12 protein-coding genes are annotated in these 17,334 nt (G+C 35.3%); 11 read left to right on the top strand and 1 reads right to left on the bottom strand.

Features of this window, described 5'->3' with window-relative positions:
• Window positions 1-158 precede the first annotated feature (158 nt).
• From M3189_RS08990 to M3189_RS08940, 11 genes are all read left to right on the top strand, one after another.
• The gene (locus M3189_RS08990; RefSeq protein WP_251633515.1) at window positions 159-2,519 is read left to right on the top strand and encodes a hypothetical protein; all 2,361 of its coding nucleotides are present in this window, start codon (window positions 159-161) and stop codon (window positions 2,517-2,519) included.
• Between the two features lie 47 nt (window positions 2,520-2,566).
• A complete protein-coding gene (locus M3189_RS08985; protein ID WP_251633514.1) occupies window positions 2,567-3,874 on the top strand; it encodes a hypothetical protein in 1,308 nt (435 codons plus the stop codon).
• A gap of 44 nt (window positions 3,875-3,918) precedes the next feature.
• Complete coding sequence (locus M3189_RS08980; RefSeq protein ID WP_251633513.1) at window positions 3,919-6,132, top strand: hypothetical protein; 2,214 nt, start codon at window positions 3,919-3,921, stop codon at window positions 6,130-6,132.
• Window positions 6,133-6,382: 250 nt separating this feature from the next.
• Window positions 6,383-7,858, top strand: a complete 1,476-nt coding sequence (locus M3189_RS08975; RefSeq protein WP_251633512.1) for a Sau3AI family type II restriction endonuclease — start codon at window positions 6,383-6,385, stop codon at window positions 7,856-7,858.
• A gap of 331 nt (window positions 7,859-8,189) precedes the next feature.
• Window positions 8,190-9,434: a DNA (cytosine-5-)-methyltransferase gene (gene dcm / locus M3189_RS08970; protein ID WP_251633511.1), complete on the top strand. Its 1,245-nt coding sequence runs from the start codon at window positions 8,190-8,192 to the stop codon at window positions 9,432-9,434.
• Between the two features lie 350 nt (window positions 9,435-9,784).
• On the top strand, window positions 9,785-10,354 hold the full coding sequence (locus tag M3189_RS08965) for a dihydrofolate reductase family protein (RefSeq protein WP_251633510.1): 570 nt from the start codon (window positions 9,785-9,787) through the stop codon (window positions 10,352-10,354).
• Window positions 10,355-10,486: 132 nt separating this feature from the next.
• The gene (locus tag M3189_RS08960) at window positions 10,487-10,918 is read left to right on the top strand and encodes a DinB family protein (protein WP_251633509.1); all 432 of its coding nucleotides are present in this window, start codon (window positions 10,487-10,489) and stop codon (window positions 10,916-10,918) included.
• Window positions 10,919-11,278: 360 nt separating this feature from the next.
• A complete protein-coding gene (locus M3189_RS08955; RefSeq protein ID WP_251633508.1) occupies window positions 11,279-11,548 on the top strand; it encodes a hypothetical protein in 270 nt (89 codons plus the stop codon).
• Window positions 11,549-11,697: 149 nt separating this feature from the next.
• Window positions 11,698-12,234, top strand: a complete 537-nt coding sequence (locus M3189_RS08950; protein ID WP_251633507.1) for a DUF3231 family protein — start codon at window positions 11,698-11,700, stop codon at window positions 12,232-12,234.
• Between the two features lie 281 nt (window positions 12,235-12,515).
• Window positions 12,516-13,523, top strand: coding sequence for a DUF3231 family protein (locus M3189_RS08945; RefSeq protein WP_251633506.1), 1,008 nt, complete (start codon window positions 12,516-12,518; stop codon window positions 13,521-13,523).
• Window positions 13,524-13,917: 394 nt separating this feature from the next.
• A complete protein-coding gene (locus M3189_RS08940; RefSeq protein ID WP_251633505.1) occupies window positions 13,918-14,124 on the top strand; it encodes a hypothetical protein in 207 nt (68 codons plus the stop codon).
• A 115-nt stretch (window positions 14,125-14,239) separates the two neighbouring features.
• Here the strand turns inward: M3189_RS08940 and ppsA are convergent, their stop codons facing one another.
• Window positions 14,240-16,864 carry a phosphoenolpyruvate synthase gene (gene ppsA, locus M3189_RS08935; protein WP_251633504.1) on the bottom strand — a complete coding sequence of 875 codons (2,625 nt, stop codon included), beginning with the start codon at window positions 16,862-16,864 and terminating at the stop codon, window positions 14,240-14,242.
• Window positions 16,865-17,334 lie beyond the last annotated feature (470 nt).

Below are 17,334 nucleotides of genomic sequence, written 5' to 3'. Positions count from 1 at the left end.
AGAATATTAGGGACACTTGAACTATTTGCATCACTGAAATTACCCATGAAAGGTGTGGAAATACCTATTATTTGATTTACGTTTCTAGTAATTTTAGAGGATTGTTTGCATACGATTATTTTATGTAGAGATTTTAATTTTTAAAAGATGGAGGAACTATGAAAAAGGGAGAAATTTTTAAGCAAATTGAAGAAAAGTTGAATGATTCATTTTTGCCAATTGACATATTGAAGGCATTAACGGGTGGATTATCCCCTGCAAGTGTGTTCCTAGTGGATTATGGTGAAACCAGTAAGTTAGGAGTCTTGAAAATTGGTCCTGATAATGAAGTCGATAGTTTTAATAAAGTATATAACAAAGCAAAAGAAAATGGATATCATCATTCTATCGCGAATTTAGTTGTCAATTTTGAAATTCGAAATGAAAATGGTTCCACTACATATGTTAGCCTGTATGAATTAGCAGGGGATAGTTTAGATGAAATCACTTATTATCGGTTACTGGCAGATGAATCTGTACAAGCAAAAGCTGCTTCTGAAAAACTAATGGACTTTATGTTTAAATGGAATAAAAAACATGAAAGGGCAAAGCTGTCACCTATTGAAAATATTTCAAATTGTTTACTTACAAAATTAAATGATCAGAAATATAGGGATGCCTTTTCTCTACTTACTATACCGGAAAACATAAAATGGCTTTTCTTAGAGAACACAAAAGAATTTATTCCGAATCCATTTTACTTTTTAAGTGCCGATCCAGTATGGAAGAATGCAGATCAGCAACCAATTGAAATTCATTGCTTTCTTTCCTTATCTCATGGGGACTTTCACTCAAAAAATGTTATCTTCTCTAATGATACTATCAATATTATCGATATCGGTGATACACAGGAGAATACGAATGTTTTTTATGACCTGGCCTATATGGAACTGCATACATTGATGGATTTGTATCGTTTTGAAAATGATGACCAAATCCAAAAGTGGATAGATTTAACAAAAGCGCTTAGCCATGATATAAGAAATGTAAATATACCATATGGATATAAAGCAAGTATTTTACGTGAATTTATCAATACGTTGCGAAAAGGCTATAACCAAGTCATTGGAGATCCTAGAAATACGAAATATGATACCTCGTTTTATTTAGCAGGTGTTGCTGCGGGGATTAATTTCTTCCGTAAGACAAAAGATCTTACTAAAAAATATGCTGCATTCATCTATGCCTCTTTTTTCTTAAAAGCTGCACTCGAAAAACTAGGACTTTATCATCCTACACCAATAGAGTCATTGGTTTTTTCTTGGAACCTTAATCAATCGGCAAAGACATCTTCCCAATATGAGCCAACCTTTCACTTCGAATTCATCCCTATGGGTGCAATGGTTTCGAAAGATGATCCTAATGATAAATATAAAATTAAAAAAAATCGAATATTTTTGGATACAGGAAACATGTTATCCACTGGTGTAATCGACCTTCATCAATCAAAAGATGGATATGTTGTAAAAGACAAGAAATATTCCAGTACCACAGGTGTTATTGCAAATTCGCCAAATTTTCTACTAGATAACCTAGAGAAAACAAACGGAACACAAACGTTTGAGATTATTGTCCATCACGAACCTGATTTAGATTGCTTTGCTTCCGCCTATATAGCGAAATATCTCGTAATAAACGGTGATTTACCAAAGAATGTTGAAAAGTTAGTTGAGTATGTTGAAGAAGTAGACTCAGGACTTATTAAACATACAGACGGTTATTTGTTCACTCCCTATGCCATTGCGAGTGCCATTCAAGCCGTGATAAAGAAAGATAATCCAGATCTTCAAGGGTATGAGTTGAATAAGAGAACATTGGAAAGAGGAATTGAATTAATTGAATATTTGATGGACCGGTTGAATCAGCTTAGAGGTAGTCAACAGAATTTGTTTAACCTAGCCATCCTATTTGAAGGTTGTCCGTTTGATAGAGAATTTTCACTTGTTGAAGTTGATTACAAAAGTTATGAGAAGGATCGTGAAACAATCTGTGAAAAGATCCATTTGAACCTGCCAGTAGTAAAACAAGATATAGAAACAAAAACGATAAAAGGATTAGTTTGGAATACAGCGCCTACCTGTTTATTACACAAACATTGGGCAAGAAGGGAAGGTTATATCTTTACCTTTATACCTAGTAACCCAAGGAAGAAATGCTTTGAAGGGATGGATGATTTAGAGGTTAATCGCGTGGTTATTTCTGTCGACCCAAATAGCGATGTTTTTTTAGGTGACCTCTATCAAAAGTTAGAAAAAGCTGAATTGGATAAGGAATATCAACTGTTTGGAGAATTGAAAACCAAGTGGCGTAGTCGGGAAACAAGACGTTACAAGGAAGAATGGTGTGATAATAAAGATCCATGGTTTAACGGTCAAATTTTCAATTATACGATTATAGATGCTCCACATGTTGGAAGTTTACTAACTATTGAGGAAATAAAGAATATTGTGATGAATCGATATCAAACAGTTCCACAATAAGTAAATATCTTCAAAAGCTTGATAGGAGAATGATTGGGGAGAATGAGATGAATAAAAGTGGTATTTCACAGATTAGTATTGATAATATACTAGAGAAAAGGCTGGTAGCTTTACAGAACACTATGATTGAGAAAAAGATCTCAATGCTCATTCTTTTTGAAGGAAACGACGAAGATGCAAAGGGATCCTTTATCAATAAATTAATTAAACCACTTGATCAGCGTTGGCTAAATGTTTATTCAATAGATGATTTGGCAGACATGTATAAAAATTATCCCTATCTAAAAAGGTTTTGGGTGGCGAGTCCAACAGTTGGTAAAATTTCCATCGTAGATAAGATGTGGTTTCGTGATGAAATATTAGCGAATGGCAAAGATGAAATTTCGAATGATTATTATGAACGAATTGTTAGATTTGAGAATCAGTTAGAATCTGAAGGAATCATTCTGATTAAATTTATCCTGCCAAGTATCAAAGTGAATAACTTGATGATTCCATCTGAACCTAGCTGGACTATCCTAAATGAAAAAACACAAGAATTAAATGATAGAAAGATGTTTGAAGTGGTTATTAAGAGGTTAGAAGAAGGATTAGCTGAACCTACAAATACATTAAAACAAATTGTATCAGACTATCTTCCGAAATTTTCTTTTGATACGATAGATCTTTCGTTAAATCTTGAAAAGGAAATCTTTGAGAAGAGACTAGAAACCTACCATCAAGAAATGAAGAAATTACCTGAGAGACTCTTAAAGAGTAAGAAAAGCATAATTTTATTATTTGAAGGATGGGACGGAGCAGGGAAGAGCGGAAGTATTGGGAGTCTCATATCCCCCCTTGATCCACGAAAATACAAAGTCGTTCCGCATGCGACCATAAAGGATTTCGAACAGGGTCGACACTATCTTTATTATTACTGGAATTTGGTTCCTAAATTTGGTGACATATTAATTATGGATCGAACCTGGTACAAGTGGGTTATGGAAAATCGAATCTATAATAAGTGTTATGAGGAAAAGTGGAATAAAGCCTATACTGATATCTGTGATATGGAAAAGGAACTTGCTGATTCTGGTGTAATTATCCTTAAATTTTGGCTTCATATTGATCAGGATGAACAACTCATTAGGTTTAAGCACCGAATGGATCATGATTCTAACGTGAAGGAAAACCAACTTGAAGATGATTGGAAAAATAGGGCTCATTGGCGTGACTTCGAAAAATGTGCTGAAGAAATGATAGACCGTACAAGTAAACCACACGCCCCTTGGATTGTTGTTGAATCAACAAGCAGTGCTTATGCGAAGGATAAGATCTTTACGAAAATATTCAATGTTTTAAATGATGGTAATTGATAAAATTAATTTAGAAAGAAATTATATGTATTGGGGAGATAGATTTGCCAACGATTTGTATAGATGAAAGTGGGAATTTTGAAAAAAATACGAAAACCTTGCTAATTGGTGGTTTAGTATACCATGGTAATGATTATGAAGAGGAACGGAATAGTATAGAAGAATTTTTAAAATATGAGTGTCAGGAATTAGGAATTGACTACCCAAAAGGAATTCATGCCAAAGATAGGCGCCATCGTTCCGATCATGTACAACAAAAAATTCAGTTAAAAAGTAAAATTAAAGACTATCTCCGAACATCGGGTAAGTACCAATTTTTAATGATGATAAAACCGCATCATTATCAGTCCAAATCTTCTTCTAATATACTAGATGATGAAGTTGCGAGCAATTTATATGAAAATATGATCATTCAATTATTAATCACTTACCTTTTCCATAATCCAGATAAGGAAAACAATACTAAAATTCATTTGGAAATAGCGAAAAGGAGTGTACCGGTAAAAATAACTGATTTTGAAACCATTGAAGAGTATGAAGCACTTGGTTATGAGTCAAAGGACCTTAACTACAAAGGAGAAAAACTATATTATTTAACAAGCCAATCTACCTTTAAATCTATGTTGGCTCTTGCCATGGAAGAATTAGGCCAAAACACAGATGGTCATTTTGCCTTTCATGTGGATTCTATTAACTATCATTCTAGCAAAAAAGATGAAGAACGGCCAACCACCCCATTCTTATACTTAGCTGATTTTGCTTGTGATATCATCCGGGATAGTGTAGCAGCCTCTTCATTTATTGATGGAAAAGAACAGGTCCATTCTGATTTTAAAATTTCTGAGTTTATTAAAGTAGCGAGAGAGGTCACTAAGAAGCCATTACTCTTCTGGACGTATGATGAGATCAATATTGGGTGGAAAAAGCTTTATCAGTCATTCCAACAGAAAGATCTAATGGAGTTTTTGAGGATTTCGTACGACCTAAAAAATAGTTCCTCTCCATTTTTGCCCAATTATTCTTTGCTTTGGATTAATAAGCTAGAAAGCAGGAAGCACGTTTTATTTGACCCCAATTCATTTTATAAATATACAAATGAGTTTAAAGAGTACGTCATAAAGCAAAAGAAAAGTCAAAAGGCGGAGCGTTTACAAGAAGCGGCATATGTTGGAGAATCTATATGGAGCTTAGTTGAGGAGTGGGAAAGTAAACATGGAACTTCCATCTATCAAAAAGAAAAATATCAGTTAGCCGATTCCATGATTATTGTTTACAATCATTTAGGCAATGTCAAACAATCTGAGTTTTACTTTAATATCTGTGTAAGTTTAGCTGAGTTTGTATCTCCAGAAGATTTTTGTGGAACCGTGTTAAGTGTAGCGACAATGTTTGCGAATTCCTTTCAATTTGATAAAGCCATAGAATGGTCAGATTTTAATGTTAAGAAATTAGAAAAAATTAAACAAGTCGGACCGAATGTCTTTCCGGTCAGCATGAGCCCTAGTAAAACTTTGGAATCGAGGCTACTTCTCTTAGGGAAAGCCTATAGTTCTCTTGGACAAATGTATTCCTTCAACGGGGATAGTGAAATGGCTGTAATGTACTTTGAAGCAGCGCTAGAAGAATTTGCGGGAGATCCTGGTAATCAAGAAATGACGATTTCTTTTCTTTTACACCTGGCACTAGATTTGAAAAATAGAGAGTTATATGACCAGTATGTTATTCATTATTTAAATGACAAGGGAATAATGGAGCAGTTCAAGTACCTCTCAAGTCTAGAAGATGTACAGGATCATTCCTATAAGCTATTTCTCTTTGTAAAGAGTTTGAATGTTTTTCAGGATCCATTGTCAAAATCAGAAACGAAAGAAATTTCAAGATTTCTAAGTGAATTACTTTTTGTAAGGAAATCAAAGACTGTATATCCATGGCAATTAATTTACAAACATGCAGCGCTTTGGCTTCAAGGACAATCTAAACATAGTTTAGATTTAAAACAATTAAAATTCCTCATTCATAATACTGTTCAAGATGATGATCAAATCATTCTTAAGCTAATGAATTTAGCCACTGAACTCTTTTTATCAGATTTATATAAAAGTAGCTTAGAAAATAAAAAGCAGACTGTGGAAACCTTTAAAGAAATATGTTCATTAAACGATGGAACAGCAGGCTATTTCAATGTGTTATTCGAGATTGAAAGCTTTGAAGACCAGGTAAACTTTATCCAAGATTGTTTTAGATTTACGTATATCTAATTAATGTGAAATGCTCCTGAATGAAGGAAAAAATCCTCGAATCCTTTAGTAGGAAACGAGGATTTTTTAACGTCTATTGATAACTTAAGTAATTAATGTGGCTGGCAATTAATTTCTATTATTTTTGTATATGGTATCAAGGGATTATTTTAATAATATTTACCTATTATAAGAGTAGAAAACCAAGACAATTAAGTCAAAAAAAACCGTCAGAACCGTCCCCATGGTCACTCATGGTCACTAATAAGGAGTGATAAAAATTCTAAAATATGATGATTCGAACCCTTTAAGTATTAAAGAATATGGTGAAACATTAATTGGCAAGACTTTTTTAGATGTCCTGGATGCAGCTGGTATTGAAGATGACTTGAAACAAGGGATTATTACAAAAACAAATAATCCAAATTATAAAGGTGGTATGGGTCATTTAATTGAGGAATACCATTTTGGATATAAAATTAATAGTGATCAAGAACCTGACTTCCCGAAAGCTGGTGTGGAATTAAAAGTAACACCTTATGAAATCGGGAAGAAAGGTGGGTACTCAGCTGGAGAAAGACTCGTTATTACTATGATTAGCTATCAGGATGCTGTAGAAGAGGATTATTATGCTTCACATGTATACAAAAAGCTTGTATTAACACTATTAGTGCATTATTTACGCGATCGAACGCTTACAAGAATGGAATATCCAATCAACTTTGTAACACTATTTTCTCCACCAGAAGAAGATTTGAAAATTATTCAGCAGGACTATGAGAAAATTATTACGAAAGTAAAAGAAGGTAAAGCACATGAGTTATCAGAGGGAGATACCACCTATTTAGGTGCTTGTACAAAAGGCTCGAACTCGATTAAAAGTTATGTACCACAGGCATTTTACGCTCCGGAACTAAAAGCGCAAAAACGTGCATTTTGCCTAAAACAATCTTATATGACCTACATATTAAATACATATGTCCGCAAAAAAGTAGATACGTATGAGTCGATTTTAAGCAGCGTGCACGACATTGAAGATAAAACCTTTGAAGAACTTATAATCGGGAAAATCAATAGTCACCTTGGAAAAACAGATGAACAGCTAATGACTGAATTTGATGTTCTGCCTGGCTCAAAGAGTTTCTGGAGCTCGCTTGCCTACCGTATGCTTGGCATCAAGTCCAATCGAGCAGAAGAATTTGAGAAAGCTAATATTGAAGTAAAAACAATACGTCTCGAAGAGAATGGAACATTGAAGGAAAGTATCTCATTCCCTCATCTAACTTTTATCGAATTTGTACAGGAAGAATGGGAAGAGTCCGATTTCTACAACGATTTAAGCTCAAAACGTTACTTACTGGTTGTATTCCAAAAGCAAGGCAGCAGGAATATATTAAAAGGTTGCCAGTTATGGAATATAACGAATGAGGACTTAGATGAAGCCCGCATCGGTTGGGAGATGATTCAACAAGTTGTGGTACAGGGTGTAAAGCTATGGAAAAAGTACAAGAAAAATGGGATAGATTTTGTGGTGAAAAATAATTTTCCTAAGAAAGAGGCAAACCGGATTATTCATATTCGACCTCATACTTCTGAACGTTACTATAAACTTAGCGATGGTGAAATCATTGGCAATAATCCTAGTTACGGCGATGAACTTCCTGATGGCAGAATGATGCTGAAGCAGAGTTTTTGGTTAAATAATACATACATTCTTAGTCAGTTAGACGATAGTCTTAAAAGATAGGATTCAAAAATCTCCAGACTTAAAAAAATGGTTTGGAGCTTTTTTATTTTTGTTTTCAACCTCCAGAATATTTATCGTCTAATGTCTTTCTCTTTGGAAAGGACTTTTACAGTTTAAAATAAATTAATATTAGAACGAATGTTCCTTTTGTGTTATGATGAGGTTACCAATTCTATATTATTTATTAACCCTTCAAGGCAGTGAAATAATCTAGTATTTGTGATATGATAGTTTAATCTGTTAAATTTACACCGCTTATAATGGTTGATCTTTTTGCTGGATTTTATTATACTATTTCTTAGGTATAGATTGTACCGAAAGGATGTTCATCATGTTAAATGTTATAGAGCTATTTGCGGGCGTAGGCGGGTTTCGCCTTGGACTTGAGGCAACAAACGGATTTCAAGTTGTCTGGGGGAACCAATGGGAACCTTCTAAAAAAGCCCAAGATGCTTTTACTTGCTATGCCAATCATTTTAAAGATAACGGAATCCATTCCAATGAAGATATTGGAACCGTTGATGAAAAGATTTTTAAGGATATGGGTGTTAACGTTATTGTAGGCGGTTTTCCCTGTCAGGACTACTCTGTTGCCCGCAGCCTTTCTGGAGAGAAAGGAATTCAAGGGAAAAAGGGTGTTCTATTCTGGGAAATTATCAGGCTTGCAACTGAGATTAAGCCAAAATATATATTGCTTGAAAATGTTGATCGTTTATTAAAATCACCTTCCAAACAGCGGGGCCGGGACTTTTCTATTATGCTCGCAAGTTTTCGTGATTTAGGCTATTCAGTTGAATGGCGAGTCATTAACGCAGCAGAATATGGACAGGCTCAACGCCGTAGAAGAATCTTTATTTTTGCTGTACGAAATGATGTCCAATTCATCATAAGCAGAGAAAATGTGGAAAATCCAGCTATGCTTCGAACGGAAGGTTTTTTTGCAGGTGCATTTCCTGTCATGAATGGAGAAAGCAAAAAATATCATTCTTTTACTTTTTCAGAGGATATTTTGGATATCTCGGATAATTATACTAAAACCTATTATAATTCAGGCATCATGCGAAAAAACAAAGTTTATTCGGAAGAATTAACGCCTATCATTGAAGAATCTATTACGTTAGAGGAAATTCTTCAGACAGGTGTTGACGAAAGGTATTATTTAAACGAGACAGCTATAGAAAAGTTTGAATATCTAAAGGGACCTAAAAAAATAAAACGAACTGCCGCAACTGGGCATGAATATATATTTTCAGAGGGTGGAATGTCTTTTCCTGAACCTCTTGATAAACCAGGACGAACGATGTTAACGAGCGAAGGAACGGTTAACCGAAGCAGTCACGTAGTCCGTGATCCTGAAACGAATCGAATTCGAATATTAACCCCAGTAGAATGCGAACGTTTAAATGGATTTCCTGACCATTGGACAGAAGGAATGTCAGAAAGAATGCGATACTTCTGCATGGGAAATGCGCTGGTTGTGGGATTGATTGAGCGAATGGGAAATAGGATACTTGAAATTGATAAAGAAGACATCAATGCATTGAAGGAACAGCCCTTACAAATGAGTCTGTTTTAATGTTGGAAATATGGAAAGTATCTATCTCTGGCATATAAATGTCAGGAAATGATAAAAAGGCCTATTCAAATAAACAATATAACGAAAATAGCCATCGAATCGATGGCTATTTTTTCTAAATTATTGAAACAAAACTGAAGAATCAGGAAACACTTATCATTATTCATTCTGAAGCACATAGCTATGGTCAGCCAAATTATTATGAAAGAATGTATCAAAATTTCAGCATGCTTTATAATAGGATACAGGAAAACTATTATTAAAGGAATTTTTGCGAATGTTAATAAAAATGGAACTGAACCCAGCAAAAAGCAGAACTCATTATTGGCTTTTAGATAGGAGCTTGAACTATGTCTAGAGAGGTAAAGACAAGAAGAATAGTATTAGATTTAGCAGTTTCCTTAGATGGTTTTATTGAAGGGGAAAATGGTGAAGTGGATTGGTGCATTATGGATCCAGACATGGGGTTCATTGATTTCCTACAACGAATTGATACCATTTTTTATGGAAGAAAGAGTTATGAGTTGTGGGGGCAATATATGCCAGAAAAAGAAGTGCCGGAAACTGAAAAAGAATTGTGGGAGTTAGTACATAGTAAGCAAAAATATGTGTTTTCTAGAACACAAAAGACGACTGGTGATAAATCGATATTAATAAATGATGGGATACTAGAAGAAGTCAATAAAATAAAGTGTCAGCCTGGTAAAGACATCTGGTTATATGGAGGAGCAAGTCTTATTACAAGTTTTATGAAGTTTGGGCTTGTGGATGAATTTAGATTATCTGTTCACCCTGTTATTTTGGGAAAAGGAAAACCATTGTTTATGGATATACAAGAGAGGTTGAATTTAAAATTGGTAAGTACCAAAACATTTTCATCAGGCGTTGTCCAGCTAATCTATCATTTGAATAGGGAATAAAAAAGTTAGCATTTTAGAAAAATACGAACCATGCTATGTAAATCCGCTCAGAATTAAACTCTGGGCAATTTTAGCATGATTCTGTTTATATTTAAGAAGGGGATGGTGTTTTTATTGGAAACACTCCAATCGATGTTTAAGCATTTACATTGGGCTAATCAACGAATACTGGAAACCTTACAAAACGCTGCGCAGGAGAACAAGCAGGCGAATAAACTCTTCTCGCATATTCTTCATGCGGAAAACGTTTGGTTTACTAGATTAAAAGGTATTGATAGTTCACAATTACCGATTTGGGAAGAGGATAGTTTAGATAAGTGTGTTGAAATGGTTAAGCAAAATAATCATAATTTTACAGGATTACTTTCAAATCTATCCGCTGATAAACTTGAACAACAAGTGTTCTATAAAAATAGTAAAGGTACAGAGTTTCATAATACCATTAGGGAAATCCTAACTCATGTTGCTCTTCATGGTCAGTACCATCGAGGACAGATTAATCAACTTCTAAGAATAGCAGACCTTGAGCCTATTAATGTTGATTTTATTACTTTTAAAAGATGATGTGTATAGATCACCATTGCCATGTTGAGAGAGATTCTTCCGTCATTGTTTTTGTAAATAAAGAACAAATCTCAGTTAACTGGTTATAAGCTTTTTCCGATTGAGCGAGCAATCCCCTTCTCAAATGCCATTTTCATTACACCTCCAATAACATAGTAATAATATATTTTTTTCAGGTAAGTAATATATTATGCAATGGTGTTTCTTAAGAAAAACAGGAGCCTCCCCCCTTATAGGAGATGCTGCGGCAACTCCTTTTCTTATTAATCTAAAAGGGCAGCATATTTGAATAAGGGGGGCATTTGGTCCAACTTTTAGGGGAAATTATACTATTGAATATTTTCTAAAGGAGACCATTTTATGATATTTGAGATAATTGCAGGACTGCTTGGAAGTATTGGACAAGATGACTCATTAAATACAAAGAAAATTGATAAGCATATTGAAGAATTAAGAAAAAATAACTGGTTTAATATGTTATACGATAATGAAAAGTATCATCGTTTGTTCTTCGTAAATAAGCCAGTAAGGAAGTTTTTGCAAAGTACCTTTCTAACTAAAAGACTTATAAACAATCCTAATACACAAAACACCTTTAAATCTCTTCTTGATAAGCAACTAAATAAATAATCCTTATTACGCTAACGAAGCAGGTAATAAGATTTACCAGATAAATGAAATGTTGGGGGGTCCCCCTGAATAAAAAATCTTATCATACAAAGAATATGTATACTTTACTACTAGATCAGGAGGGAGTTGCATGGTAAATGGTAAATATAATGGAAACAATCATGGATGCCATGAAATCACTGACAGTTCAGGACGAAGACCAACCTCTTCATGTCGGAGAAGTAATGGCATGCTGGATTTACTTAGCTGGACTTGAATTAGCCAAAGTATCTGTTCAAGCAGGTATAAATACCACGTCGGATGATGAACTAAAAGCAATACTTGAAGAAGATTTGAAACTAGGGACCAGTCAAAGGGAGAGACTTCATGATTTCATGATTAAGGAAGGAATTACATTACCTCCTGCCCCTGAAGATATGCCAAAATCAGACCCTAACAGTATTCCTCTTGGTGTTAAATTAACGGATGATGTGATTGCAAACGAATTATCTTTAAAAATCGTTAGTTTAATTATGCGTGCTGCTGGTGCTGCTTCCGAATCAATTCGTACAGATGTCGGATTAATGTTTATTCAGTTTCAAGCAGAAAAATTTGCTTTCGCTTCTAGATTAAAACAGTTAATGCGAAAACGTGGATGGATTAAGGTACCACCGTTTTACGTTCCACATGGTTCCCAACAATCATAAAGTTAGAGATAGCGAAAATAGTAACATGTGTACAAGAACGCACTAAGCTCTTCCAGGAAGGATTAATATGCCAATCAATAGTTGATCTATTACCTATGATTCAAAAAGGGATTTCTACGGAAATTTTTAATCGCTATAATGGACCTTATTGTACTAAGAGGGCAGAATCTTTAAATTTTATGAATCAGGAGTGTGTTTAAACAACTCCTTTTCTCTTTTTATACATTACCCGCCATATTTACGGAAATAATAAAAAAAATATGTGATGGGGTTGAAAATTTATGGTAGAACACTCAACCAAAATAACATCTGCTGAGATTTCGATGTTATGGAGTACCTATATTGGTGATACCATGTCTATTTGTGTTCTAAAACATTTTTTACAAACTTGCGAAGATCAAGATGTTATACCTATTATTAAACTTGCTCTTAGTTACTCATTAGAACATGTGGCTCAAATATCGGATTTATTTACTGAAGAAGGGATTCCACTTCCAAATGGATTTGGAGAACAGGATGTGAATTTGCAAGCAAAGAAACTCTTTTCCGATGTAACTTATATGCGATACTTGCATCATATGGGTAGAACGGGATTGAATTCATACAGTTTGGCTAAGTCAGTCTCTGCCCGTAAAGATATCCGTAATTTATTCAAACAGTTTTTAAGTCAAACAGAAACGTTGTATGACCGTAATGTAGAACTAATGCAGGAAAAAGGGGTTTTTATCCGAGCTCCTTATATTTCTTATCCTGATAAAGTTGAGTATGTAACTGAGAAAAAATTCCTTGGTGGTCTAGTTGGTCATCGCCGACCGCTCCTGGGTGTAGAAATTGCCCATTTAGGTGTTAATATCGAAGTGGCAAATGTTGCGAAAACCATGCTTTTAGGATTTAGCCAAGTCGCTCAGTCCAAAAAAATTAGTGATTACTTTAAAGAAGGATATGACTTAGGAAAGAAAATGGTGGAAGATTTCATGATAAAACTAAAAGAAGACGATAATTCTTATCCCTCTACATGGGATTCTACTATTACAAATAGCACTGACCCACCGTTTTCCGATAAATTAATGTTATTTCATACAAATGTACAAAGTGCCATTGGTATTGGAGATTTTGGACTTGCCATTGCAGCATCATTACGAAAGGATTTAACGGTCAATTATGAAGGATATATTCTTAGAGTAGGGACCTATGCTGTGGAAGGTGCAAAACTCTTAATTGATCATGGATGGTTTGAAAAACCTCCCCAATCAATTGATAGGGAATCACTTAGAAATCAAAATAAATAATGAAAGCGTAGCATTCACCACAATTTTATTTATGTTCTTAATAAAATGCAGCAATGAAGTAGGAAGATTTATTGAATAAAAAAGGAGTGCGGGCACCAACCAGATAGATTGGTGCTTGGCACTCTTTTTTCTATTACTTTTTTGGCTTTTACCTAACAGCATTGATCATACATCGATTTGTATTTGCCCTCAAATCGATGCTATCAATCAAAGTGGGTTCATTGTTATGAAATCAGTTTGTAAGGAATATAATCTAATACAATTGTAAAACAAGTTGTTGATAGAAATAAGTTGAATATCTTTTGCTAAATAGGTTTGTAAAGAATTTAGATAAGCTTGCTTGTAAAAAGGGGAAGGGAGGGAATGAAATTTGGATAGGTTAAGATATAACCAATTGAAGGCTTTTGTACATTTGGATTATAAAGGTAGACATGATGATATTCCTCAATTCCATTTCCATACAGAAGATTTAAAATGGTTATTTGAAATGGCCGAAAAAGCAGAGATTTATGAACGATCTTTAAGAACAATCGCACAAGAAATGAATGGGAAGGAATCCAGTGAACTAATTGAAATGGCAAGTAAGGCATTAATAGATTAGAGGTATGGCGCCACTCAAGGGTCTAGCTGAATATTATCTAGTATCATTTCCAAAAGCAGCACCGCTCCGGTATCAACTGGAGCGGTGCTGCTTTTTTAATCTTGTCGTTTTCAACTTACACTATTTCGATATACCCATCTGTTCCATTCACACGAATTCGCTGCCCGTCTTTTATCAGTTTGGTGGCATTTTCCACACCCACAACTGCTGGTAAGCCATATTCACGTGCAATAACGGCTCCATGTGTCATCAGACCGCCAACTTCAGTGACAAGACCCTTTATCGAGACGAATAGTGGTGTCCAGCCAGGGTCTGTAAAAGGGGTGACTAAGATATCTCCCTCTTCTAAATCTGCATTTTCCATGTTTAAAATGACACGTGCCCTGCCTTCTATTACTCCAGTAGAAACAGGCAAGCCAACAATCGCATTGTCTGGGAGATTTTCTCGTTTGTACTGACCCGTAATAATTTCACCATCAGATGTGATAACACGTGGGGGAGTTAGTTTTTCATAAAATTTGTATTCGTCTTTTCGTTTGCTGATCATCTGTCTGGTCGCAAGCTCTGCTTGCTGCTCAACCAAGCAACCCGTGTAATCCTTTTTGTTTGTACGCACGACTTCATGAAGCTCTTCAAAAGTGAGATAGTAGATATCTTCTTTCTTAGATATAAGTTTGTTTTGTACAAGTTGTTCTGCTTCCTTCAGTAAAGCCTGCTTATAAACAAAGTAGCGATTAATCATCCCGTATTTTGGATATTCACGATATCCAATGGAATTCCGTAGGAGACGAATCATTTGTTTTGTCTCTTCGGCTTTTTGTTCACCATCCGGTAATTGCTTCAATCGATGTACTAACTCTTGTTCTTTTCTCACAGCAACTTGCAGCCCTTGCTCAAATTTTCGTTTGCCCTCACCAGGCCGGTATGTTTTGATATTACTCAGAATCAAAGGTATAAGTGTAGTTGGTTTTTCACTCCAACGGGGTTTCGTCAGGTCAATTTCTCCTGCACATCGCATTCCGTATTTGTTAAGATACGCAATTATTGCCTCTTGGGTTTCCTGCCCACCATCAAACCTGACCAGTTCATCCAAAAATGTATCATCTTTTACCTGCTGTAAATATGCAATTACATCCGGGTAAGGGCGAATCACATCGGCGACATCCAATAACGCCAGACCCATTTCCGAAGTAATATTGTTTGATACAGATAGAGAAAGTGTGTCTGCTGCGTTTTTTTCTCCTAACCAGTTGTTCATATTTTCATTAATCCATGAGGAAGAATTAAAGGCAGTCATAATCATAGTCGAACTTTGTGGGTCAAATAAGATCTTCTTTAATTGTTGAATATCTTCTAAAATAAAATCAAATAAATCCGAGCCTGATTTCGTTTGGATGTTTTGTTTTAACTTGTCTATTGATGTTTGATTACTCTTAATTAAATCAGAAACGATGGCCGGTATGTTTTCGATTTCAGCCAGCATATCTGTATTGTTTCTGCTTGAAATAGGTGCTCTTGTTTCATTTGATACTGGTTTTATGAAATCTCTGCGCTCTAAAAGTGTCATAAGTGCGTCTTTTATGAGCGGATCGTATTGACCCAGAGTGTTTACAATCATTTCGAGCCTTGGTGTGACATCCACAAATAACCTTCCACCAGCTGTACGCATAGGTGCAGGTGTCGTTAATAGGTAAAAAGACAATCCCAACGGACTCATCGGGTCGGTCATCATTTGTTGATGCCCAACAGATACATAGACGTGATTTTCTTGATCATTTGCTTCTGGAATGGGGTATAAGGTAGTGATGGGACGGCTTTGGACGATATAGAAAGTATCATCAACGAAACACCATTCAATATCCTGTGGAGAGCCGAAATAAGATTCGATATGTCTTCCGATGCGCGCTAGTTGTAAAATTTGTTGATTCGTAAGAGTTTGAGTCTTTTGCAGATCAGGGTCGATCTGCTTTGATTCTATTCCGCCTTCCTTTACTCCATAGATAGCCAATTTTTTGGTGGATATCCTTTTATCGACGATTGTATCTTCCTGAACTTTATAACAATCAGGTGAGACCAAGCCGGAGACCAATGCCTCTCCAAGACCAAAACTGGCATCGATGGATAACAGCTTTCGGTTAGACGTAATTGGATCAGCAGTAAATAATACCCCTGATGCCTGTGGAAAAACCATTCTTTGAACGATAACGGATAGATAAACTTGTCTGTGGTCAAACCCGTTTTGCATACGGTAGATAACCGCCCGATCCGTAAACAGGGAGGCCCAGCACTTGCTGATATGCTGCATGATTGCTTCTTTTCCAATGATATTTAAATAGGTGTCCTGTTGACCAGCAAAAGAGGCATGTGGTAAATCTTCAGCAGTCGCACTAGAACGCACGGCATAAGCATGTTCATCGCCAAACTGAGAGAGATAGTGAGTGACTGCGTTCGCAACATCGGAAGGAATATCTACTTCTATAATCAGTTCTCTAATCTTTCTGGAGATTTCACCAATTTGATTTCGATCCTCAACTTTTAGCTTTGTTAGTTGTTCCAATAATGCTTGGAAGCTTTCGTTTTGCTCGATGGCTTTTTGGTAACCCTTGGTTGTCACGCAAAATCCTTCTGGAACTTCGATTCCTTGGATTTTTGATAATTTCCCTAAATTTAATCCTTTTCCACCAACGAGCAATAGCTGTGTTTTTTCCATTTCCTGAAAACTGAGAACCAAAGAACTCATTCTACATCTCTCCTAAGTGATCGTTTTACGAAAATCGAATCAGTGATTCCTCCAGCCAAATCTAGAGTTCTATTGCATTTTAGCAGTAGTATATAGGAATAAACAGTCTATTTTACCCGAATTTTATCTGTTATAATTAAAGTAGGGAAGAGGTCAATCTAGACCTTACCTGACAATACCATAATGCCCCGATTCATCCCGTTAAAGCTACCACACATACTTTTCCACATAATGAATATATTAAATCACTTTTTTCCATTTAATCTTTGAATATATGATGTTATTTAATATTGTTATTACTGCCATGAAAACAGGAGTGGCAAATAATAAGAGCAAGGACCGATTTTGGTCATAATCTCCCCATTACGAAAGTAAAAATGGTATAAGGATTGTTTTTTCCATAACAATAATGTGGGTAAAAATTCTTCTACATTTCAACTGAGATAAGCTTTTAGCTTAGAAGGAGGAGT

The sequence above is a fragment of the Neobacillus niacini genome (assembly GCF_023715415.1).
Classification (GTDB): domain Bacteria; phylum Bacillota; class Bacilli; order Bacillales; family Cytobacillaceae; genus Neobacillus; species Neobacillus niacini_C.
This window is presented reverse-complemented; position numbering and strand designations above follow the sequence as displayed.

Coding starts and splice junctions, on each gene's coding strand:
- M3189_RS08990 (WP_251633515.1), top strand. CDS start 159: ATGAAAAAGGGAGAAATTTTTAAGCAAATTGAAGAAAAGTTGAATGAT.
- M3189_RS08985 (WP_251633514.1), top strand. CDS start 2,567: ATGAATAAAAGTGGTATTTCACAGATTAGTATTGATAATATACTAGAG.
- dcm (WP_251633511.1), top strand. CDS start 8,190: ATGTTAAATGTTATAGAGCTATTTGCGGGCGTAGGCGGGTTTCGCCTT.
- M3189_RS08965 (WP_251633510.1), top strand. CDS start 9,785: ATGTCTAGAGAGGTAAAGACAAGAAGAATAGTATTAGATTTAGCAGTT.
- M3189_RS08960 (WP_251633509.1), top strand. CDS start 10,487: ATGTTTAAGCATTTACATTGGGCTAATCAACGAATACTGGAAACCTTA.
- M3189_RS08955 (WP_251633508.1), top strand. CDS start 11,279: ATGATATTTGAGATAATTGCAGGACTGCTTGGAAGTATTGGACAAGAT.
- M3189_RS08950 (WP_251633507.1), top strand. CDS start 11,698: ATGGAAACAATCATGGATGCCATGAAATCACTGACAGTTCAGGACGAA.
- M3189_RS08945 (WP_251633506.1), top strand. CDS start 12,516: ATGGTAGAACACTCAACCAAAATAACATCTGCTGAGATTTCGATGTTA.
- ppsA (WP_251633504.1), bottom strand. CDS start 16,864: ATGAGTTCTTTGGTTCTCAGTTTTCAGGAAATGGAAAAAACACAGCTA.